Source organism: Leclercia barmai (assembly GCF_049312895.1).
Taxonomy (GTDB): Bacteria; Pseudomonadota; Gammaproteobacteria; order Enterobacterales; family Enterobacteriaceae; genus Enterobacter; species Enterobacter barmai.
In genome coordinates this window covers 483079-504010 of sequence record NZ_JBMNWZ010000001.1, presented here as the reverse complement: position 1 = coordinate 504010, position 20932 = coordinate 483079, and the positions used below count along the sequence as shown (strand labels likewise).

General features: G+C 56.7%; 21 protein-coding genes. 3 read left to right on the top strand and 18 right to left on the bottom strand.

Going from position 1 to position 20932, the window contains the following annotated elements:
• Positions 1-53 precede the first annotated feature (53 nt).
• The gene (locus ACOYA6_RS02315) at positions 54-770 is read left to right on the top strand and encodes a GntR family transcriptional regulator (RefSeq protein ID WP_422653961.1); all 717 of its coding nucleotides are present in this window, start codon (positions 54-56) and stop codon (positions 768-770) included.
• 83 nt (positions 771-853) lie between these two features.
• Here the strand turns inward: ACOYA6_RS02315 and sucD are convergent, their stop codons facing one another.
• From sucD to sdhC, 8 genes are all read right to left on the bottom strand, one after another.
• The gene (gene sucD, locus ACOYA6_RS02310) at positions 854-1723 is read right to left on the bottom strand and encodes a succinate--CoA ligase subunit alpha (protein WP_032617085.1); all 870 of its coding nucleotides are present in this window, start codon (positions 1721-1723) and stop codon (positions 854-856) included.
• A complete protein-coding gene (sucC, locus tag ACOYA6_RS02305) occupies positions 1723-2889 on the bottom strand; it encodes an ADP-forming succinate--CoA ligase subunit beta (RefSeq protein ID WP_032617084.1) in 1167 nt (388 codons plus the stop codon). Before sucC ends, sucD begins: the two co-directional genes overlap by 1 nt.
• Positions 2890-2976: 87 nt before the next feature.
• Positions 2977-4197: a 2-oxoglutarate dehydrogenase complex dihydrolipoyllysine-residue succinyltransferase gene (gene odhB, locus ACOYA6_RS02300; protein ID WP_039029335.1), complete on the bottom strand. Its 1221-nt coding sequence runs from the start codon at positions 4195-4197 to the stop codon at positions 2977-2979.
• A gap of 14 nt (positions 4198-4211) precedes the next feature.
• Entirely contained in the window at positions 4212-7019 is a 2808-nt protein-coding gene (sucA, locus tag ACOYA6_RS02295; protein ID WP_039029334.1) for a 2-oxoglutarate dehydrogenase E1 component, read from the bottom strand.
• Positions 7020-7246: 227 nt separating this feature from the next.
• Positions 7247-7963, bottom strand: a complete 717-nt coding sequence (gene sdhB, locus ACOYA6_RS02290) for a succinate dehydrogenase iron-sulfur subunit SdhB (RefSeq protein WP_039029333.1) — start codon at positions 7961-7963, stop codon at positions 7247-7249.
• Between the two features lie 15 nt (positions 7964-7978).
• Positions 7979-9745, bottom strand: a complete 1767-nt coding sequence (gene sdhA, locus ACOYA6_RS02285; protein ID WP_039029332.1) for a succinate dehydrogenase flavoprotein subunit — start codon at positions 9743-9745, stop codon at positions 7979-7981.
• Complete coding sequence (gene sdhD / locus ACOYA6_RS02280; RefSeq protein ID WP_422653960.1) at positions 9745-10092, bottom strand: succinate dehydrogenase membrane anchor subunit; 348 nt, start codon at positions 10090-10092, stop codon at positions 9745-9747. The genes sdhA and sdhD overlap by 1 nt, the downstream gene beginning before the upstream one ends.
• Positions 10086-10490, bottom strand: coding sequence for a succinate dehydrogenase cytochrome b556 subunit (sdhC, locus tag ACOYA6_RS02275; protein ID WP_039029416.1), 405 nt, complete (start codon positions 10488-10490; stop codon positions 10086-10088). Before sdhC ends, sdhD begins: the two co-directional genes overlap by 7 nt.
• Before the next feature lie 327 nt (positions 10491-10817).
• Between sdhC and ACOYA6_RS02270 the strand changes: the two genes are divergently transcribed.
• Both ACOYA6_RS02270 and ACOYA6_RS02265 read left to right on the top strand, forming a co-directional pair.
• Positions 10818-10925 (top strand): hypothetical protein, encoded by a 108-nt coding sequence (locus tag ACOYA6_RS02270; RefSeq protein WP_418936630.1) that lies wholly within the window; start codon positions 10818-10820, stop codon positions 10923-10925.
• Positions 10926-11130: 205 nt separating this feature from the next.
• Positions 11131-12417, top strand: a complete 1287-nt coding sequence (locus ACOYA6_RS02265) for a citrate synthase (RefSeq protein ID WP_039029330.1) — start codon at positions 11131-11133, stop codon at positions 12415-12417.
• Between the two features lie 74 nt (positions 12418-12491).
• Here ACOYA6_RS02265 and nei read toward each other — a convergent pair whose 3' ends face one another.
• From nei to ACOYA6_RS02215, 10 genes are all read right to left on the bottom strand, one after another.
• Complete coding sequence (gene nei, locus ACOYA6_RS02260; protein WP_422653959.1) at positions 12492-13283, bottom strand: endonuclease VIII; 792 nt, start codon at positions 13281-13283, stop codon at positions 12492-12494.
• 12 nt (positions 13284-13295) lie between these two features.
• Complete coding sequence (gene pcp / locus ACOYA6_RS02255; protein WP_039029328.1) at positions 13296-13940, bottom strand: pyroglutamyl-peptidase I; 645 nt, start codon at positions 13938-13940, stop codon at positions 13296-13298.
• A gap of 9 nt (positions 13941-13949) precedes the next feature.
• A complete protein-coding gene (locus ACOYA6_RS02250) occupies positions 13950-14945 on the bottom strand; it encodes a DUF979 domain-containing protein (RefSeq protein WP_039029327.1) in 996 nt (331 codons plus the stop codon).
• Positions 14942-15652 (bottom strand): DUF969 domain-containing protein, encoded by a 711-nt coding sequence (locus tag ACOYA6_RS02245; RefSeq protein ID WP_422653958.1) that lies wholly within the window; start codon positions 15650-15652, stop codon positions 14942-14944. Before ACOYA6_RS02245 ends, ACOYA6_RS02250 begins: the two co-directional genes overlap by 4 nt.
• A 35-nt stretch (positions 15653-15687) precedes the next feature.
• On the bottom strand, positions 15688-16422 hold the full coding sequence (gene pxpA / locus ACOYA6_RS02240) for a 5-oxoprolinase subunit PxpA (RefSeq protein ID WP_422654498.1): 735 nt from the start codon (positions 16420-16422) through the stop codon (positions 15688-15690).
• Positions 16412-17344 carry a 5-oxoprolinase subunit PxpC gene (gene pxpC / locus ACOYA6_RS02235; RefSeq protein ID WP_039029325.1) on the bottom strand — a complete coding sequence of 311 codons (933 nt, stop codon included), beginning with the start codon at positions 17342-17344 and terminating at the stop codon, positions 16412-16414. Before pxpC ends, pxpA begins: the two co-directional genes overlap by 11 nt.
• A complete protein-coding gene (gene pxpB, locus ACOYA6_RS02230; protein WP_039029324.1) occupies positions 17338-17994 on the bottom strand; it encodes a 5-oxoprolinase subunit PxpB in 657 nt (218 codons plus the stop codon). Before pxpB ends, pxpC begins: the two co-directional genes overlap by 7 nt.
• A 14-nt stretch (positions 17995-18008) precedes the next feature.
• Positions 18009-18752: a type 2 GTP cyclohydrolase I gene (locus ACOYA6_RS02225; protein ID WP_422653957.1), complete on the bottom strand. Its 744-nt coding sequence runs from the start codon at positions 18750-18752 to the stop codon at positions 18009-18011.
• 10 nt (positions 18753-18762) lie between these two features.
• Positions 18763-20175 carry a deoxyribodipyrimidine photo-lyase gene (gene phrB, locus ACOYA6_RS02220; RefSeq protein ID WP_422653956.1) on the bottom strand — a complete coding sequence of 471 codons (1413 nt, stop codon included), beginning with the start codon at positions 20173-20175 and terminating at the stop codon, positions 18763-18765.
• 313 nt (positions 20176-20488) lie between these two features.
• Entirely contained in the window at positions 20489-20695 is a 207-nt protein-coding gene (locus ACOYA6_RS02215) for a YbfA family protein (protein WP_039029414.1), read from the bottom strand.
• Positions 20696-20932 lie beyond the last annotated feature (237 nt).

Sequence of the window (20932 nt, the reverse complement as noted above, 5' to 3'; positions counted from 1 at the left end):
CTTGTCCACTAAAGGCATAATTCCGAGTAATGGTATTAAACTGGTATAACAAAATGGGTAATAAACCGATGTACCGGCAGATAGCCGATGCGTTCCGCGAGAAAGTTAGCGCCGGAGAGTTGAAACCTGGCGACGCATTGCCGACGGAATCCAGCCTTCAGGAGGCGTTTAACGTTAGCCGGGTCACCGTGCGGCAGGCTTTAAAACTGCTCGCCGATGAGCAGATCATCGAAAGCATTCAGGGCAGCGGCTCCTATGTAAAAGAAGAGCGCGTCAATTACGACATTTATCAGCTCACCGGCTTTTACGAAAAACTGGCGGATCGCAACGTCGATACGCACAGCGATGTCACCATCTTCGAAGTGGTGAAGGCGGACGCGAAACTGGCCGCGAAATTAGCCCTTAGTCCGGATGACAAGGTCTGGCACGTCAAGCGCGTGCGCTTCATTAAGCAAAAACCGGTCAACCTTGAAGAGACATGGATGCCCCTGACCATGTTCCCTGACCTCACCTGGGAAGTGATGGAGAACTCCAAATATCACTATATTGAGCAGATCAAAAAGATGGTTATCGACCGCAGCGAGCAGGAGCTGGTGCCGATCATGCCATCACAGGAGGCGATCGCCACGCTGGGACTCAATCCGGCAAAACCGATCCTGGAGAAAATATCTCGTGGATTTTTGAAAGATGGTCGGGTGTTCGAATACAGCCGCAACGTATTTAACACTGACGACTACAAATTCACGCTGGTCGCCCGGCGCAGGCAATAAAAAAAGGCCATCTTACGATGGCCAACCATGTCGAAACGGACATTTATTATGTCAAAGCTCCCCGCACGGGGAGCAGAGAGGATTTACTTAATGATGGATTTCAGTGCTTCACCGATGTCAGCCAGGCTGCGAACGGTTTTCACGCCTGCTGCTTCCAGCGCTGCGAATTTCTCGTCCGCAGTACCTTTGCCGCCCGCGATGATGGCGCCTGCGTGGCCCATACGCTTGCCTTTCGGCGCGGTGACACCCGCGATGTAGCCAACCACTGGCTTGGTCACGTGATCTTTGATGTAAGCAGCCGCTTCTTCTTCCGCGCTACCGCCGATTTCACCGATCATGACGATCGCTTCAGTCTGCGGGTCTTCCTGGAACAGCTTCAGGATGTCGATGAAGTTAGAGCCCGGGATTGGGTCGCCGCCGATGCCCACACAGGTGGACTGGCCGAAACCGTAGTCGGTGGTCTGCTTAACCGCTTCATAGGTCAGCGTACCGGAACGGGAGACGATACCCACTTTGCCCGGCTTATGAATGTGGCCCGGCATGATGCCGATTTTGCATTCGCCTGGGGTGATCACGCCCGGGCAGTTTGGCCCGATCATGCGCACGCCCGCTTCGTCCAGCTTCACCTTCACTGTCAGCATATCCAGGGTCGGGATACCTTCGGTGATGGTGATGATCAGTTTGATGCCTGCGTCGATCGCTTCCAGGATGGAGTCTTTGCAGAACGGAGCCGGAACGTAGATCACGGTGGCAGTTGCGCCAGTCGCTTCTACCGCTTCACGCACGGTGTTGAACACCGGCAGGCCCAGGTGAGTGGTGCCGCCTTTACCTGGGGTTACGCCGCCAACCATCTGCGTACCGTAAGCAATCGCCTGCTCAGAGTGGAATGAACCCTGGCTACCGGTGAAGCCCTGGCAGATAACCTTGGTATCTTTATTAATTAAAACGGACATTATTTCCCCTCCACTGCGGCAACAACCTGCTGAGCTGCATCCGTCAGACTTTTCGCTGCAATAATATTCAGGCCGCTGTCAGCCAGTTTTTTCGCGCCGAGTTCAGCGTTGTTACCTTCCAGACGGACAACAACCGGGACGTTCACGCCCACTTCTTCTACCGCGCCGATGATACCGTCAGCGATCAGGTCGCAACGTACGATACCGCCGAAGATGTTAACCAGAACGGCTTTCACATTGTCATCGGAGAGGATGATTTTGAATGCTTCGGTCACGCGCTCTTTGGTTGCGCCGCCGCCCACATCCAGGAAGTTTGCCGGCTCGCCGCCGTGCAGTTTAACGATGTCCATGGTGCCCATTGCCAGGCCCGCACCGTTAACCATGCAGCCGATGTTGCCATCGAGTGCTACGTAGTTCAGTTCCCACTGTGCAGCCTGCGCTTCACGTGGATCTTCCTGGGACTGGTCGCGCATTTCGCGCAGGTCAGCCTGGCGGAACAGCGCGTTGCCGTCAGCGCCCAGTTTGCCGTCGAGGCAGATAAGATCGCCCTGCTTGGTAATAACCAGCGGGTTGATTTCGATCAGCGCCAGATCGCGCTCCAGGAAGATAGTTGCCAGGCCCATGAAGATCTTGGTGAATTGCTGCACCAGTTTGCCTTCCAGACCCAGTTTGAATGCCAGCTCACGACCCTGGTAAGGCATTGGGCCCGCCAGCGGATCGATAGCGACTTTGTGGATCAGGTGCGGGGTCTCTTCCGCCACTTTTTCGATTTCCACGCCGCCTTCGGTAGAGGCCATAAACACCACGCGACGGGAGCTACGGTCTACGACTGCGCCGAGGTACAGTTCTTTTGCAATATCGGTTGCCGCTTCAACCAGGATCTGGTTAACCGGCTGGCCGCCCGCGTCTGTTTGATAGGTCACCAGACGTTTGCCAAGCCAATGTTCAGCAAAGGCACGGATCTCTTCTTTGCTGTTAACAACCTTCACACCGCCCGCTTTACCGCGGCCGCCAGCGTGAACCTGACATTTTACTACCCAAGGACCCGCACCGATTTTAGAGGCGGCTTCTTCTGCTTCACGAGGGGTATTGCAGGCATAACCCACCGGAGCCGGTAAGCCATACCGGGCAAACAGCTGTTTTGCCTGATATTCATGTAAGTTCATGTGTTCTATCCATCCTTCAGGGTAATCGTTAGGTCATGCTTTTGTAGGCCCGGCAGGCAAAGCGCCGCCGGGCAGTACGGCTAAAAACTAAACGTCCAGCAGCAGACGAGTTGGATCTTCCAGCAGCTCTTTAATGGCGACCAGGAAGCCCACGGACTCGCGGCCGTCGATCAGACGGTGATCGTAGGAGAGCGCCAGATACATCATCGGCAGGATCTCAACTTTACCGTCAACCGCCATAGGGCGATCTTTGATAGCGTGCATGCCAAGGATCGCGCTCTGCGGTGGGTTGATGATCGGAGTAGACATCAGGGAACCGAATACGCCGCCGTTGGTAATGGTGAAGTTACCGCCGGTCAGGTCGTCTACGGTCAGCTTGCCGTCACGGCCTTTCACTGCCAGCTCTTTAATGTTCTTCTCGATGTCAGCCATGCCCAGGGTATCCACATCACGCAGAACCGGGGTCACCAGGCCGCGTGGGGTAGAAACGGCCATGCTCACGTCGAAGTAGTTGTGATAAACCACGTCATCGCCATCGATGGAGGCGTTCACTTCCGGGTAGCGTTTCAGCGCTTCAACAACCGCTTTCACGTAGAAGGACATAAAGCCCAGACGGATACCGTGACGTTTTTCAAACGCGTCACCGTACTGCTTACGCAGGTCCATGATTGGCTTCATGTTCACTTCGTTGAAGGTGGTCAGCATCGCGGTGGAGTTTTTCGCTTCCAGCAGACGCTCGGCCACACGCTTACGCAGGCGGGTCATCGGCACGCGTTTTTCGCTACGGGCGCCCAGAGCAGGCTGTGCTGCTGGTGCGGCTGCCGGGGCTTTTGCTTCCGGCGCAGCTGGCGCTTTAGCCAGATGTTTTTCAACGTCTTCACGGGTCAGACGACCGCCAACGCCGGTGCCTTTAATGGCAGCCGCGTCGAGGTTGTGTTCAGCCAGCAGGCGACGGATCGCCGGGCTGAGCGCGTCGTTAGACTGCTCTTCCAGGGAGGCCTGCTGGCGCTGCGCTGGAGTAGAGGCTTTCTCTTCAGATTTCGCGCTGGACTCTTTACCTGCGCTGTTGCCTTCACGCAGGCGACCCAGGATCTGGCGAGAAGTGACGGTTGTCCCTTCATCTTCCAGTACGGCATCAAGAACACCATCCGCCGAAGCCGGTACTTCCAGTACCACTTTGTCAGTTTCGATTTCTACCAGCACTTCGTCGCGCTTAACGGCATCGCCCGGTTTTTTGTGCCAGGTGGCGACGGTCGCATCTGCTACAGACTCAGGCAGGTCGGGAACAAGAATATCTACGCTACTCATTATGTATCCTTTAATTAATCGACGTTCAGCGCGTCATTGACCAGATCTTGTTGCTGCTTCTGGTGAACGGACATATACCCTACCGCCGGAGAGGCGGAGGCCGGGCGACCTGCGTAACGCAGGGCAGACCCAAATGGAATCACTTCACGGAAATGATGCTGGCTGCAGTACCATGCGCCCTGGTTGAGCGGCTCTTCCTGGCACCAGACAAAATCATGTACGTGAGCATATTGTTTCAGCACTTCCTGCATCGCCTGATGCGGGAATGGATAAAGCTGTTCGATACGCACGATGGCGACATCTTTCTGATCGTTCTTACGGCGCTGTTCCAGCAGGTCGTAGTAAACCTTACCAGAACACATCACCACGCGCTTAACCGCCTGTGGATCCAGCTCGTCAATCTCGCCAATCGCCGGCAGGAAGGTGCCGTTCGCCAGCTCATCCAGGGTGGAGACTGCCAGCGGGTGACGCAGCAGCGATTTCGGTGACATCACCACCAGCGGACGGCGCATCCCGCGCAGCGCCTGACGACGCAGCATGTGATAAACCTGTGCCGGGGTAGACGGGACGCAAACCTGCATGTTCTGCTCGGCGCAGAGTTGCAGATAACGCTCCAGACGCGCGGAAGAGTGCTCCGGGCCCTGCCCTTCGTAACCGTGTGGCAGCAGCATCACCAGGCCACACATACGGCCCCACTTCTGCTCGCCAGAGGAGATGAACTGGTCGATAACCACCTGCGCACCGTTGGCGAAGTCGCCGAACTGCGCTTCCCAGATGGTCAGGGTACGGGGTTCTGCCGTGGCGTAACCGTATTCAAACGCCAGGACCGCTTCTTCTGACAGCACGGAGTCCCAGACCTTGAACTGGCCCTGGCCGTTATGCACGTGCTGCAGCGGGGTGTAGGTAGAACCGTTGGTCTGGTTATGAATCACCGCATGACGGTGGAAGAAGGTGCCACGACCGGCATCTTCACCGGACAGACGTACCGGAATCCCTTCATCAACCAGCGTTGCGTACGCCAGGTTTTCTGCGCCGCCCCAGTCGAACAGCTTCTCGCCTGCCGCCATCGCCTGACGGTCAGAGTAGATTTTCTGTACGCGGGACTGCATCTCGATTGCTTCTGGTACGGTGCTGATGCGTTTTGCCAGCTCCTGCAGACGCTTCATCTCGACCTTGTTCGGGTAGCTCTCATCCCACTCGTGGTTGAGGTACGGCGACCAGGTAAAGGAGTGCATGTTCATCGGACGCAGTTCTTTCACCACGCATTCGCCGGCATCCAGCGCGTCGCGGTAAAGATTAACCATCTCGGTAGCATCTTCCAGGGCAACAATCTTCTCCGCTTCCAGTTTGTCAGCGTAGATTTTGCGCGGGGTCGGATGCTTTTTGATTTTCTGGTACATCAGCGGCTGGGTTGCACTTGGCTCGTCCGCTTCGTTATGGCCATGACGACGGTAGCAGAACAGGTCGATCAGCACGTCACGCTTGAAGGTGTTGCGGAAGTCCAGCGCCAGGCGGGTAACGAAAGCAACGGCTTCCGGGTCATCCGCGTTAACGTGGAAGATTGGCGCCTGTACCATCTTACCGATGTCGGTGCAGTATGGCGTAGAACGCGCGTCCAGCGGGTTAGAGGTGGTGAAGCCCACCTGGTTGTTGATCACGATGCGAACGGTACCGCCCACTTCGTAACCACGCGCTTTGGACATGTTCAGGGTTTCCTGAACCACGCCCTGACCGGTGATCGCCGCATCGCCATGAATGGTGATTGGCAGAACTTTGTTGCTGCTTGGCTCGTCCAGACGATCCAGACGCGCACGTACGGAGCCGATAACCACCGGGCTGACGATCTCAAGGTGCGACGGGTTAAACGCCAGCGCCATGTGCACCAGGCCGCCCTGGGTTTCGATATCCGATGAGAAGCCCATGTGGTACTTCACGTCACCGGTACCGAGGTGTTCTTTATGTTTGCCCGCGAATTCGTCGAACAGATCCTGCGGCTTTTTGCCCAGCACGTTGATCAGCACGTTCAGACGACCACGGTGCGCCATGCCCAGTACCACTTCACGGGTACCGCTGTTGCCCGCGTGGCGGATCAGCTCTTTCAGCATCGGCACCAGCGCATCACCGCCTTCCAGCGAGAAGCGTTTTGCACCCGGGAATTTAGCCCCGAGGTAGCGCTCCAGGCCTTCTGCTGCGGTCAGTTCGCTCAGGAAGCGTTTTTTCTCTTCGGCATTGAAGGTGGATTTACCGGCAACGGATTCAATACGCTGCTGGATCCAGCGTTTCTCTTCGGTTGAGGTGATGTGCATGTACTCTGCGCCGATGGAGCCGCAGTAAGTTTGCTTCAGCGCTTCCAGCAGATCGCCCAGCTTCATCGTGTCTTTGCCAATAGCGAAAGAGCCGACGTTGAAGGTTTCCTGGAAATCTGCTTCGGTAAGGTCGTGATAAGCCGGGTCGAGATCGGCCACACGCTCTTGCTGCCACAGTCCCAGCGGATCCAGATTCGCATGCTGGTGGCCACGGAAACGATAGGCGTTAATCAGCTGCAGGACTTTAACCTGCTTTGCATTGGTGTCAGGGTCGGAGATAGCGGAAGAGTAACGTGAGGCATCCTTCGCCAGACGACGGAAATAATCACGTGTTTTGGAATGAAATTGATCCGGTTTGACACCCGTTCCAGGTAACTCCTGGAACATGGAACGCCAGTTAGCGTCCACTGAGTCAGGGTCGGTTAAGAAGTCTTCATAGAGCTGTTCAATCCAGCTTTGGTTTGCACCAGAGAGGAATGAAGAGTCCAGCCAGGCTTTCATTGCGCCGTTCTGCATCGTGATCCCTTAAGCATTTTTATGCTTATTTCGCCGTAGAAACTACCACGCACACCACGTGTACGTGCCGGGGTTCACCTGCGAGCTCTTCTCTATATAGCGGCTCGCGAAGGAACCTTTAGAAACTGTCTAAACTTCAGGGCAGTTTTTAAAGGTTTCTGCATTCCATCCCCTCTCCCCTTTGGGGAGAGGGTTAGGGTGAGGGGAACAGCGCCCCCTCGTGTTACTTACGCACTGCGCTGCAACAACATCGACTTAATGTGGCCGATAGCGCGCGTCGGGTTCAGCCCCTTAGGACATACACTGACGCAGTTCATGATGCTGTGGCAGCGGAATACGCTGAAAGCATCACTCAGCCCTTCCAGGCGGTTGTCGGTTTCGGTATCGCGGCTGTCAATCAGGAAGCGATACGCTGCCAGCAGGCCAGCCGGGCCGATAAACTTGTCCGGGTTCCACCAGAACGACGGGCAAGAGGTCGAACAACATGCACAAAGAATACACTCATACAGGCCATCGAGTTTTTCACGCTGCTCTGGCGACTGCAAATGCTCGCGAGCGGGTGGATTTTGCCCATTATTCAACAAGTAAGGCTTAATCTTCTCATATTGTGCATAGAATTGCCCCATGTCCACCACCAAATCGCGCACGACCGGCAGGCCTGGCAGAGGACGGATAACAATCTTCTGTCCCGGACGGTTGAGCGCCGAAATCGGGGTGATACAGGCCAGACCGTTTTTGCCATTCATGTTCAGACCGTCGGAGCCACATACCCCTTCACGGCAGGAACGACGGAATGACAGTGTCGGATCCTTTTCTTTCAGCTGCATTAAAGCATCCAGTAGCATCATGTCACGGCCTTCTTCCGCTTCCAGGGTGTAATCCTGCATATGCGGAGCGTCATCTACATCCGGGTTATAACGATAAACTGAGAATTCGAGTTTCATTGTCCTGTCTCCGCATTAATAAGTACGAATCTTCGGCGGGAACGCCGGACGCAGTTTCGGTTCCATATTGACGCTACGACGTGTCATGGATTCCGACTCTGGCAGGTACAGGGAATGGCACAGCCAGTTTTCGTCGTCACGATCCGGGAAGTCGAAGCGGCTATGGGCGCCACGGCTTTCGGTACGGAAGTTTGCAGAGACCGCCGTCGCGTACGCGGTTTCCATCAGGTTATCCAGCTCCAGACACTCGACGCGCTGGGTGTTGAACTCGCTGGAAGTATCGTCCAGACGGGCATTTTTCAGACGCTCGCGGATCGCTTTCAGCTGCTCAAGACCTTTCGCCATCGCGTCGCCTTCACGGAACACCGAGAAGTTGTGCTGCATGCACTCCTGCAGCGCCTTACGGATTTCCACCGGATCTTCGCCGTTGCGGTTACCGTTCCAGCGGTTGAGACGTTCAAGAGAGGCGTCGATATTGGCTTCGGTGGCATCACGCAGTGGACCTTGCTCAGCAATGGACTCCTGCAGATGCAGACCCACCGCACGACCAAACACCACCAGGTCGAGCAGAGAGTTGCCGCCCAGACGGTTGGCGCCGTGTACGGATACGCAGGCGATTTCGCCTACTGCGAACAGGCCCGGGATCACCACGTCTTCGCCCTGCTCGTTCACGGTCAGCGCCTGGCCGGTCACTTTGGTCGGAATACCGCCCATCATGTAGTGACAGGTTGGGATAACCGGGATCGGCTCTTTAACCGGGTCGACGTGCGCGAAGGTGCGGGACAGCTCCAGGATACCCGGCAGACGGGATTCCAGAACCTCTTTACCCAGATGGTCAAGCTTCAGCTTGGCGTGTGGGCCCCACGGGCCGTCACAGCCGCGACCTTCACGGATTTCGATCATGATGGAACGCGCCACCACGTCACGACCCGCCAGGTCTTTCGCATTCGGCGCATAACGCTCCATGAAGCGCTCGCCGTGTTTGTTCAGCAGGTAGCCACCTTCACCACGGCAGCCTTCTGTGACCAGCACGCCCGCACCGGCGATACCGGTTGGGTGGAACTGCCACATCTCCATATCCTGCACCGGCACGCCAGCGCGGATCGCCATACCGACGCCGTCACCGGTGTTGATATGGGCGTTCGTCGTGGACTGGTAAATACGGCCTGCGCCGCCGGTCGCCAGCACGGTTGCGCGGGCTTTGAAGTAGACAACTTCACCGGTTTCGATGCACAGGGCGGTACAACCCACCACTGCGCCATCTTCGTTTTTCACCAGATCCAGCGCATACCACTCGGAGAAGATGGTGGTTTTGTTCTTCAGGTTCTGCTGGTACAGCGTGTGCAGCAGGGCGTGACCGGTACGGTCTGCCGCTGCGGCGGTACGTGCCGCCTGCTCGCCGCCGAAGTCTTTCGACTGGCCGCCAAACGGACGTTGATAAATGGTGCCGTTCTCCAGGCGGGAGAATGGCAGACCCATATGGTCCAGCTCCAGAATTGCTTCCGGGCCGGTCTTGCACATATATTCAATGGCGTCCTGGTCACCGATGTAATCGGAGCCTTTCACCGTGTCGTACATATGCCATTCCCAGTTATCATCATGGGTATTACCGAGCGCGACGGTGATGCCACCCTGCGCGGATACGGTATGGGAACGGGTCGGGAAGACTTTAGAGAGCAGCGCACAGGTCTGGCCGCTCTGGGAAATTTGCAGCGCCGCGCGCATACCTGCGCCGCCGGCTCCAATCACTACAGCGTCAAATTCTCTGACAGGAAGTTTCATCACACACCCCACACCACAACAAATCCATAAATGACGTAAACCACCAGGGCAACGACGATTGCCAGCTGCAACGCGAGACGAATTGCCATCGGTTTAACGTAGTCGGTCAGTACCTGCCACATGCCAATCCATGCGTGGATCAGAATGGAGAACAGCGCCAGCAGGGTAAACACTTTGGTGAAAGCAGAACCGAAGAAACCGGTCCAGATTTCCCACGTCAGGTCGCCGCTGGTGGCAAAGAAACCGATAATGTAGATGATGTAGAGGGTGAGAACGATAGCGGTAGCACGGACCAGAATGAAGTCATGTACGCCGTTGCGTCCTAATGCGGAGGCGTTGCTTACCATACGAGAACTCCTGCGAGAAGTGAAAGCACGACAGTGATAACAAAGGAGATGTTAGCGGTACGCTTGCCGGTTTCGAAGGTCTCTTCCAGATAGCCAAAGTCCATCAGCATATGACGAACGCCGCCGACGACATGATAAGCCAGCGCGGTCAGGATGCCCCACATGATAAATTTCACGAAGAAACCGTTCATGATGTCAGAGGCCTGCTGGAATCCTTCCGGAGACGAGAGACTGGTACCCAGCAACCATAACAGGATACCCACCGCGACAAACGTGATCACACCGGATACACGATGAAGGATGGACGCTATTGCCGTTACGGGGAATCGGATCGTTTTTAGATCCAGATTGACAGGTCTTTGTTTTTTCACATTTCTTATCATGAATAACGCCCACATGCTGTTCTTATAGTTTCCTTCCTCCGGACTGCGATGCGGGTCAGACAGCGTGCCTTTTATATAACTGTGCGTCATGCAAAACATTGCTTCCAGATGCTCAAATGACACGTTACAACGCTGGTTGGCTCGGGATTGCAGGGTTTTCCGGAGACCTGGCGGCAGTATAGGCCGTTCACAAAATCATTACAATTAACCTACATACAGTTTGTCGGGTTTTATACGGAACAGTGATCAGGGTCACGATAACAACATCTTTTTAATTTTTAATCATCTGATTTGACAAATGTTAAACATTATTGTTACAAACATCACCAGAAAAGGCATATAATGCGCAAAAGTTATGAGGTCTCTCTTTCACCTGAGAATAAGTTATGTAACAGTGTGATGGTATTGACCGAAGTTATCAGGACAGTTATTAGTGATATACAGGTTTGAATAATTCGGACTGCACAAACACTGATTTGCTGTTATTTCTCTGATTTCTCATTTGTTTACCTGCTAGCGCCATTGCTCTGTACCCTGGTTTCTCCTCGTGAGCTGAGCGGCGAGCCAAATAACAAACTGGTAACAATGATAAATCAGCTGAATGCAAATCCGGTTATGGGCAGTCTTAAGCAATAAGGCGCTAAGGAGACCGTAAATGGCTGATACTAAGGCAAAACTCACCCTAAATGGTGACGCTGCTATCGAACTGGATGTGCTAAAAGGCACGCTCGGTCAGGATGTTATTGATATCCGTAGTCTTGGTTCTAAAGGTATGTTTACCTTTGACCCTGGTTTTACCTCCACCGCATCTTGCGAGTCCAAAATCACCTACATTGACGGTGACGAAGGTATCCTGCTGCACCGCGGTTTCCCCATCGACCAGTTAGCGACCCACTCCAATTACCTGGAAGTGTGCTACATCCTGCTGAACGGCGAAAAGCCGACGCAGGAACAGTACGATGAGTTCAAAACCACCGTCACCCGTCACACCATGATCCACGAGCAGATTACCCGTCTGTTCCATGCATTCCGCCGCGATTCACATCCAATGGCGGTCATGTGCGGGATCACCGGCGCGCTGGCTGCGTTCTACCATGACTCGCTGGACGTGAATAACCAGCGTCACCGTGATATCGCCGCGTTCCGTCTGCTGTCCAAAATGCCAACCATGGCAGCGATGTGCTACAAATACTCCATCGGACAGCCGTTTGTTTATCCACGCAACGACCTCTCCTACTCAGGTAACTTCCTGCGTATGATGTTCGCCACGCCGTGCGAAGAGTACGAAGTGAACCCGGTTCTGGAACGCGCAATGGATCGTATCCTGATCCTGCACGCTGACCACGAGCAGAACGCATCTACCTCTACCGTGCGTACCGCTGGCTCCTCCGGCGCGAACCCGTTCGCCTGTATCGCAGCAGGTATTGCCTCCCTGTGGGGACCGGCACACGGCGGCGCGAACGAAGCGGCACTGAAGATGCTGGAAGAGATCAGCTCCGTTGAGCACATTCCTGAATTCGTACGTCGTGCGAAGGACAAGAATGACTCCTTCCGTCTGATGGGCTTCGGTCACCGTGTTTACAAAAACTACGATCCGCGCGCAACCGTAATGCGTGAAACCTGTCATGAAGTGCTGAAAGAGCTGGGCACCAAAGATGACCTGCTGCAGGTGGCGATGGAGCTGGAACACATCGCGCTGAACGACCCGTACTTCATCGAGAAGAAACTCTACCCGAACGTCGATTTCTACTCCGGTATCATCCTGAAAGCGATGGGCATCCCGTCTTCCATGTTTACCGTTATCTTCGCGATGGCGCGTACCGTGGGCTGGATTGCACACTGGAACGAAATGCACACCGAAGGCATGAAAATTGCGCGTCCTCGCCAGCTGTATACCGGCTACGAGCAGCGTAATTTCGAGTCTGACGTGACCAAACGCTAACAGCGATGCCCGGCGGCGCTACGCTTGCCGGGCCTACGTAGGCCGGGTAAGCGTCAGCGCCACCCGGCGTTTTTTTATGTCTGACAATGTGGACACCAGTAAAACGGTCGCGAAGAGAGCGTCGTTTTCTCAATCACCCCACCGCAGCGCTCACACTTTTTCCCCGCGCGATGAAACACCTTAAACCGGAACAACGCCCCGTGATGCTTCTTCTCATTCACCACTCCGCGCGTGTTATACGACAGACGCGGGATATCCAGCAGCGCGTGGGATAACGCATCCAGCTGCGCGTCGCTGAGCTGAGAGGCTTTGTGGCTCGCCGCCAGCCCCACATCCCATAAAATTTCTACCCGCAGATAGTTGCCCAGACCGGCAAGAAACGACTGGTCCAGCAGCAGCCCGGAAAACTGGCGATTGCGAAATTTTGCCGACAACAGCCTCGCTTTCACATCCTCTGCCGTCAGGCGTAAATCCAGCACATCCGGCCCCACCCGCTGCAGGAAGGGATGGGTGGTAAGCTGCTCCGGCAGCAGCATCTCAATATCCGAGGCGCTATAGAGCAGAATGGTTTTGTCCGCCGTCTCCAGTTTGACGCGCAGCACACGGGTCGTCTCCGGCAGTTTACCGGTTTCCACCACCCGCCAGACGCCATACAGCTGGTTATGGCTGTAGAGCGTAAGCTGGTTGGAGAAGTGGGTGAGCAGCGCTTTGCCGCGCGTCTCCAGATGCGTGACCGTCTCGCCGATAAGCCGGGATTCAAAGGTTTTTAACTGAGGAAAAGCAAACCACACGTCGGTGAGCGGTTTGCCTTTTATCGCCGCCTCCAGGCTATCCGCCGCGCGGCGGATCTCTGGTCCTTCTGGCATGATGTCTCCTTTCTAGTGCGTCGCTCCGCCCACCACTTTGATGTCGTGTTCCTGACGCAGCGCCACCGCAATGGCGATCTCCAGGGCCTGCTTCACGGTATGCGTCGCCATGCTCGGGGCACCGGGGTGCGCTGCAGCCTGCCCGGGGAGGTAAGGAATATGGATAAACCCGCCCTTCACGTCCGGGCTGTTGGCCAGCTTGTGCAGCACGCCGTACATCACGTGGTTGCAGACGAATGTGCCAGCCGTCTGGGAAACAGAAGCAGGAATGCCTGACTCCCGCAGGGCCGCCACCATCGCTTTAATCGGCAGGGTGCTGAACCAGGCGGCCGGACCGCCGTCGACAATGGCGACATCCACCGGCTGTTGCCCCCGGTTATCGGGAATGCGGGCGTCATCGACGTTGATCGCCACCCGCTCAACGGTGACATCCACCCGCCCCCCGGCCTGGCCTATCGCCAGTACGACGGAGGGCTGCAGCGCGTCAATAGCCGCGTTCAGCACCGATAACGACTCGCCAAACACGCAGGGCAACTGCCGCGCTACCACGCGACAGTCATCAATAATCGCGCCATCAAGCTGTTTCACCACTTCCCACGACGGGTTAACGCTCTCGCCGCCAAAAGGCTCAAAACCGGTGATTAAAACTGTTCGCATCATTTCTCCTTACAGGAACATCAGGAAGTAGAGCAGGAATACGTTGGCGATCAGCAGCAGCACCCCGGTAGGCACCTGCGCTTTGATGACCGCATTTTTATCGGGCAGCTCCAGCAGCGCGGCGGGCACGATGTTGAAGTTAGCCGCCATCGGCGTCATCAACGTGCCACAGTAGCCGGAGAACATGCCAATCGCCGCCATCACCGCCGGGTTGCCGCCGTGTTGCAGGACCAGGATCGGGATGCCAATCCCCGCAGTGACAATCGGGAAGGCAGCGAAGGCGTTGCCCATCACCATCGTCAGCAGCGCCATGCCCACGGCATAAACCGCCACCGCGATAAACCGACTGTCCACCGCCAGATACGTCTGGGTGAGGTAAGAAATCCCCTCCCCGACGCCGGCGGCGGTAAACAGCAGGCCGAGGGTGGCGAGGATTTGCGGCAGAATAAAGGCCCAGCCGATGGAGTCGAGCAGACGGCGCGCCTCCTGCAGAGGCTGATGCACTTTCTCATGGGTCATTTTGACCGCCATCGCCAGGCCAATGAGCGAGCCGACGGTCATCGAGAACAGCGTGACCAGCGTCGAGTGGTTACCCGGCCCGAACAGCGTCTCCTGCAGGCCCGGAATGTGGTTAAACATCAGCACGCCCACCACTGTCACCACCGGAATGGCCAGCGCCGGTAAGAAGAGGCGATTGCCCAGACGCTTCGCGCTGCCCTCGCGCTCTTCTGCCGTGCGCTGGTGATAGCTGCCGAGGCGCACGCCGCCAAAACCGGCGATCAGCGCCAGGACGACCACCGCCAGACCCACCGCGATATGGACGGTGCGCTTGTCGCCCACCAGATCGTAGGTCCAGTTGCCGAGCAGGAACAGCAGGCCGTAAATGCCCCAGAACAGACCGGTGGTGATGCGTCGTGGGTTGGCTTTATCGCGAAACGACATCAGCGCCACGATCAGCAGGATCAGGCCTGCCAGCCAGTAGAGATAGCTTTGCTGGAAATTCATTTCACCTCTCCCTGCACTTTCGCCAGTTCGCGCTCCAGATGCTTATCCAGGCGGTACAGTCGGGTGGCGTGGATCGCAAAGGCGCAGAGCGCGGTCGGGATCCCCCACAGGGCAATATGCAGCGGCTCGGTCTGGATGCCGCCGGATTCCAGCATGAAATTATGCATAAAGATGATGGCGCCAAAGGCAACGAAGATGTCTTCGCCAAAGAACAGCCCGACGTTGTCGGTGGCCGCCGCCATGGCCCGCAGGCGATAGCGCACCGCCCCCGGCAGCTCGCCATACTTCTTCTCTGCAGCCCCTTCTGCCATCGGTGCCAGCAGCGGACGCACCATCTGCGGATGCCCGCCGAGGCTGGTCAGCCCCATCGCTGCCGAAGCTTCACGAACGAACAGGTAGACGATCAGCAGACGACCGGCGGTGGCGCTGTGGATCTTCGCGATCCACGCCTGAGCCCGCTCTTTCAGGCCGTGGCGCTCCAGCAGGCCGATAACCGCCAGCGGGATCAGGAGGATATAGGGCAGGTTGCGGGTGTTCAGGAACCCTTCACCCAGTTTTTCCAGAATGGTGGCGACCGGCATATGCGCCGCCAGGCCGGTGACGATCCCGGCGACAATGACCACCAGCACCGGGTTAAAGCGTAAAAGAAACCCGACCACAATCACCGCGATACCGATGAGTGGCCAGAGGGACAGCGTCTCTGCCATGTTCTCTTTCCTGTTGTTGTGTTTGCAAATGTGCGTTATGCACTGATTTTTATATTATTTGCTTCAAATTCCTGACGCAGGCGACGGGCAAAGGCCAGGGCGTGTTCACCGTCACCGTGAATGCAGACCGTCTGTGCGTGTACGGTTGCCCATTCACCGGTAATACTTTTCACCCGGCCGCGCTGGATCATCTCCAGGGTTTGCGCCAGGGACTGCTCTTCATCGGCAATCAATGCCCCGGCCTGAGTCCGCGGCACCAGGCTACCATCCGGCTGATACCCGCGATCGGCAAACACCTCTTCCCGGGTGATCAGGCCATAACGCGTTCCGGCGCGGATCAGCTCGCTCCCGGCCAGGCCAACCAGGATCAGATCCGGGTCGACGGTCGCCACAGCGCGGGCGATCGCATCGGCAAGGTCGCGATCCTTCGCCGCCTGGTTATAGAGCATGCCGTGGGGTTTCACGTGACGCAGCTGCCCGCCTTCGGCGCGAACGATCGCCGCCAGGGCCCCAATCTGATACAGCATTTGCGCATACACCGTCTCCGGCGGCAGGGTCATGGCCGTGCGGCCGAAGTTCTCCCGATCCGGGAAGCTGGGGTGCGCCCCGATGGCCACGCCGTTTTTCAGCGCCTCGCGCACGCAGGCCAGCATGGTTTCGGCATCACCGGCATGAAACCCGCAGGCGATGTTGGCTGACGACACCAGCTGTAGCAGCGCGGCATCGCTGCCGCACCCTTCACCCAAATCTGCATTTAAATCAACCGCGATCATGCAACCTCCACGCCAGCTGTTCGATGTATTGCTTCTGGATGCGTCGTGCTTCCAGAGCCTCTTCCAGGGTACAGGGGACAAAGTGGATCGGCTGTCCGAGCGGCGCCTGGGCCAGGTGGTACATATCGGCTTCGATGATGCAGGCGATCCGCGGATAGCCCCCGGTGGTCTGGGCATCATTCATCAGAATAATAGGCTGCCCGTTGTGCGGCACCTGAATGACGCCCGGCAGCAGACCGTGGGAGAGCAGTTCGCGCTCGGTGGTACGCTGCAGTTTTTGTCCCTGCAGGCGATAGCCCATGCGGTTACTCTGCGGGCTGAGCTGCCAGGGCAGACGCCAGAGCGCATCCTGCGAAGCCTGATCAAACTCATGGTATTCCGGCCCCGGCAGGGCGCGCACGCGGTTATCCCATAGCAGCTGTTTCACGCCCTGCGCTTCGCGGAATTCGCGTCCACCGGCACGGATCTTCAGGCGATCGCCATCTTTCAGCAGACGCCCTTCGTGTCCGCCCAGGCCCACTTTCAGATCGGTACTCAGGGAGTCCATGACCGACGGCACCTCAATGCCGCCCGCGATCGCCAGATAGCTACGCATGCCGCGACGGGGACGATTAAGGGTGAGCTGCTGCCCGGCTTTTACCGGCAGACGCCAGCCGGTCCAGACCGCCGCGCCGTCAAGCCGGGCGTCACAGCCTGCTCCGGTCAGGGCAAACCAGCCGTCTTGTTCAAACTCAAAAATGCATTGCCCGAGAGTGATCTCCAGCGCGGCATCGTCCGGGTCATTGCCCACCAGCAGATTACCAATCTGCAATGCCGGTTTATCCAGCGCACCGCAGTAGCTGATCCCCGACTGGCGAAAACCGATGCGTCCGCCGTCCTGCACCGAGGTATAGAGCCCGGCACGAACTATTTTTAGCATACCCCCTCCTTCTGCGGGATAAACCGCACGGTATCGCCCGGGCGCAGCAGCACCGGCTCGTCACGACTGGGATCGAACAGCGGCAGAGAGGTGTGTCCTATCAGCTGCCAGCCGCCGGGTGTGGCTAAGGGGTAAATCCCGGTTTGCGCCCCGCCAATCCCCACTGAACCCGCCGGCACCTGCAACCGGGGTTCGGCGCGACGTGGGGTAGCCAGCTGCTCGGGCAGCCCGCCCAGATAAGGGAACCCCGGCTGAAAACCTAAGAACCAGACTACATAGTCAACGGATGAATGGAGCTCCACGACCTGTTTCTCCGAAAGCCCGGCATGCCGGGCCACTTCGCCAAGGTCAGGGCCCGCGGCGGTGCCGTACACCACGGGGATTTCGATGGCGCGGGAATCCGGCTCCAGCGCCTCGCTCTCTTCCCACCAGCGCTGCAGACGCTCAATCGCATCCAGCGCCACCGAGTGGGGATTGCGCAGCACCACGGTAATGTTATTCATCCCCGGAATGGCTTCCACCACTTCAGGGAGTTCACCCAGCCGCTGGGTCAAGCGCCAGATGCGTTTTTGCGTCGCCAGGGTCACTGGCGGCTCCAGCTCCAGTACCACGGCGGTTTCGCCTAGCAGATAACAACGTGCTCGCTGCACTTATATACCTCTCATCAGGCTGGATTAGGGATATCCACAAAGGTGACATCCAGGTCGGTATTTTCTGTCAGCCATTCGCTGAGGGCGCGAATACCGCCGCGTTCCGTGGCGTGGTGGCCTGCTGCATAAAAATGGAGCCCCTGTTCACGGGCGGAGTGAATGGTTTGCTCGGACACTTCGCCGGTGATGAAGGCATCGACGCCAAAACGCGCCGCGCTGTCAATAAAGCCCTGCCCGCCGCCGGTACACCAGGCGACGCGCTGTACGGTATCGGGCCCGGTGTCGCCGCTCCACAGCGGACGACGCCCCAGCCGGGCTTCGATCCACGACGCCAGCTCCAGACCCGGTACCGGCATGGAGAGTTCACCCCAGGGCACCAGCGGCTCGATTTCACCCATGATGGTAATGCCGAGCAGCGCCGCCAGCTGGGCGTTATTCCCCAGTTCCGGGTGCGCGTCCAGCGGCAGATGCCAGCCATAGAGGTTGATGTCGTTTTCCAGCAGGGTCTTCAGGCGATTGCGCTTCATGCCGCGGATAACCGGCGATTCACCTTTCCAGAAATAGCCGTGGTGAACAATTACCGCATCGGCACTCTGGCGCACCGCTTCATCGATCAGCGCCTGGCTTGCCGTTACGCCAGTGACAATTTTCTGCACCTGCTCACGCCCTTCCACCTGCAGGCCGTTCGGCGCGTAGTCGCTGAAGCTGGTGCTGTTGAGTTTGTCGTTAATCAGACGTTCCAGTTCACTGTTTTTCATTATTACTCCCTTATGCTTTACGGGCGGCTTCATACGCGGCCAGCGTGGCAACGCGCGCCTGTTTATGGTCGACAACCGGGCGCGGATAATCGAGGGTGACGCCCTGCTTGTCCGCCCAGGTCCAGGGATCGTGGATTGCCTTGTCCGGTACGGTGGCCAGTTCCGGCAGCCAGCGGCGGATAAACACGCCGTCGGCATCAAACTTCTGCCCCTGGGTTGTCGGGTTAAAAATACGAAAATAGGGGGCCGCATCGGTTCCGGTCGATGCCGCCCACTGCCAGCCGCCGTTGTTGGCGGCCAGGTCGCCATCGATCAGCTGCGAAATAAAGTACCGTTCCCCGGCGCGCCAGTCGATAAGCAGATCTTTGACCAGAAAGCTGGCGGTGATCATGCGCAGGCGGTTGTGCATCCAGCCGGTTTCATTCAGCTGGCGCATGGCGGCATCGACGATGGGATAGCCGGTCTGTCCATATTGCCACGCCTTCAGCTGGGCGTCCTCAGACTGCCATTTGACGTTATCCGTCCAGCGGATGAATGGCCGATATTTACATAAATCAGGGTGATACGTCATCAGGTGACGGTAAAACTCTCGCCAGATGAGCTCGTTAAGCCATACGGAACCCGGTCCACCCTCCAGCGCCTGGGGTTGTTCTGCCAGCAATCGGTGCAGACACTGACGGGGAGAAAGTACCCCCAGCGCCAGACAGGCTGAGAGTCGGCTGGTACCTTCGATGGCCGGGAAATCACGCTGCGTCTCATACTCCCCTGCCCCTTGCTGGCAGAACTGACGCAGGCGGGCAATCGCCTCTTTCTCGCTCGCCGGGAAGAGGTCAGTATCGAAGGACTGTTTTGGATAGTCGAAATCCAGCTCTGCCGGAGTAACCTTTTCACCTTCACGGGCGGCAGGCGCCGCCGCACATTCGGGCAGCCCCTCTTTCAGCCGCCGCAGCCAGGCATTTTTAAACGGCGTAAAGACCTTGTACATCTCGTGATTGCCGGTCATCACGCTGCCCGGCGGCAGGATCACGCTGTCATCAAATCCCTGACAGGTGACGTCCTGCAATGCGCGCTCCAGCTGGAGGTCGCGCTGCTGCTCGTTGAGTTCGTACTGGTAGTTATAAAAAAGATGGGTGACATCATGCTTGTCGCAAAGCTGGGCGACTTTTTCGCCCTGGGCAGCGAAATCAGCAACCTCCTCATACAGCAGCGGAATGCCTTTGTCGGCCAGTTGCCGTTGCAAACCCTTGAGATGGGCATGAAGAAACGCGGCCTGACGTGGGGCCATGGCGTGCTGCTGCCACTGTTGTGGCGTGGCGATAAATAGCGCCAGCACGCGGGCTTTTTTGTCGCGACAGGCGGCGGCAAGCGCCAGGTTATCGTGGATGCGCAGATCGGCGCGAAACCAGACCAGATGGGTGGCCATAACACTCCAGTATTATCGTCTGTAACATCTACAAGTCACCGAGGATACTTCCCTTTAACAAGTGTAGCCATACTGAAATAAAAAAGGCCGCCCTGATGGCGGCCTTAACAAGACTATGGACCGGCTGTGGCAGCCCTTTCAGAATTCATTTAGATAACGCAAATTTCGCCTGAGGGCGGTTAAGGATAAGATGTTGTTCTCTGGAAGAGCCTGGTAAATTATCCCTACGGACCGCGAATCCCGAGGGATAAAAAAAACCGCCACATTGCTGTGGCGGTTTTTTTATTACTGCAATTGCTGTGTGTAGTCTTTCTTAGTAAAAGTCACAAACGGCTTTTTCAGCCTGATCCATCCACACCGGCTTATCGCTGGTTTTAGCCCAGACGCGATGCAGATAGCTGTAAAAACGGGCACGATCTTTCCAGAAAAGCATAACTGGTAACGCCAGAACACCCGCTAACACAGCGAAAGTGCGGCGAATAAAAACGATATGTGCCGGATACGCTTTGTAAAATTCCATCATTTTCTCCCCTTTCTCTGGCCGGAAACCGTCTCCGGAAAAGTAAAACTGATTAACTGATGAAAATAGTAACGCTTTGGCTGTAATTTTACTACTCATCCGACCACTCTTTTTCATCCATTTAGTGAATATTTACAATTCACGCCGTAATTGAGTTACATAAAAGTTAAATTAATACTAACCATTAGTTAAATTATGGTTTTAGCCATTTTTATACTTTTTTTACATCTCCCCGCC

Bases quoted from the DNA above. Each gene is read 5' to 3' on its own strand.
- phrB (WP_422653956.1), bottom strand. From the start codon at position 20,175: ATGGCCACCCATCTGGTCTGGTTTCGCGCCGATCTGCGCATCCACGAT.
- sucC (WP_032617084.1), bottom strand. From the start codon at position 2,889: ATGAACTTACATGAATATCAGGCAAAACAGCTGTTTGCCCGGTATGGC.
- ACOYA6_RS02265 (WP_039029330.1), top strand. From the start codon at position 11,131: ATGGCTGATACTAAGGCAAAACTCACCCTAAATGGTGACGCTGCTATC.
- ACOYA6_RS02250 (WP_039029327.1), bottom strand. From the start codon at position 14,945: ATGAATTTCCAGCAAAGCTATCTCTACTGGCTGGCAGGCCTGATCCTG.
- ACOYA6_RS02225 (WP_422653957.1), bottom strand. From the start codon at position 18,752: ATGAAAAACAGTGAACTGGAACGTCTGATTAACGACAAACTCAACAGC.
- sdhB (WP_039029333.1), bottom strand. From the start codon at position 7,963: ATGAAACTCGAATTCTCAGTTTATCGTTATAACCCGGATGTAGATGAC.
- pxpC (WP_039029325.1), bottom strand. From the start codon at position 17,344: ATGCTAAAAATAGTTCGTGCCGGGCTCTATACCTCGGTGCAGGACGGC.
- ACOYA6_RS02270 (WP_418936630.1), top strand. From the start codon at position 10,818: ATGCGCAAAAGTTATGAGGTCTCTCTTTCACCTGAGAATAAGTTATGT.
- ACOYA6_RS02245 (WP_422653958.1), bottom strand. From the start codon at position 15,652: ATGGCAGAGACGCTGTCCCTCTGGCCACTCATCGGTATCGCGGTGATT.
- ACOYA6_RS02315 (WP_422653961.1), top strand. From the start codon at position 54: ATGGGTAATAAACCGATGTACCGGCAGATAGCCGATGCGTTCCGCGAG.
- sdhC (WP_039029416.1), bottom strand. From the start codon at position 10,490: ATGTGGGCGTTATTCATGATAAGAAATGTGAAAAAACAAAGACCTGTC.
- sucA (WP_039029334.1), bottom strand. From the start codon at position 7,019: ATGCAGAACGGCGCAATGAAAGCCTGGCTGGACTCTTCATTCCTCTCT.
- sucD (WP_032617085.1), bottom strand. From the start codon at position 1,723: ATGTCCGTTTTAATTAATAAAGATACCAAGGTTATCTGCCAGGGCTTC.
- sdhD (WP_422653960.1), bottom strand. From the start codon at position 10,092: ATGGTAAGCAACGCCTCCGCATTAGGACGCAACGGCGTACATGACTTC.
- pcp (WP_039029328.1), bottom strand. From the start codon at position 13,940: ATGCGAACAGTTTTAATCACCGGTTTTGAGCCTTTTGGCGGCGAGAGC.
- sdhA (WP_039029332.1), bottom strand. From the start codon at position 9,745: ATGAAACTTCCTGTCAGAGAATTTGACGCTGTAGTGATTGGAGCCGGC.
- odhB (WP_039029335.1), bottom strand. From the start codon at position 4,197: ATGAGTAGCGTAGATATTCTTGTTCCCGACCTGCCTGAGTCTGTAGCA.
- nei (WP_422653959.1), bottom strand. From the start codon at position 13,283: ATGCCAGAAGGACCAGAGATCCGCCGCGCGGCGGATAGCCTGGAGGCG.
- ACOYA6_RS02215 (WP_039029414.1), bottom strand. From the start codon at position 20,695: ATGGAATTTTACAAAGCGTATCCGGCACATATCGTTTTTATTCGCCGC.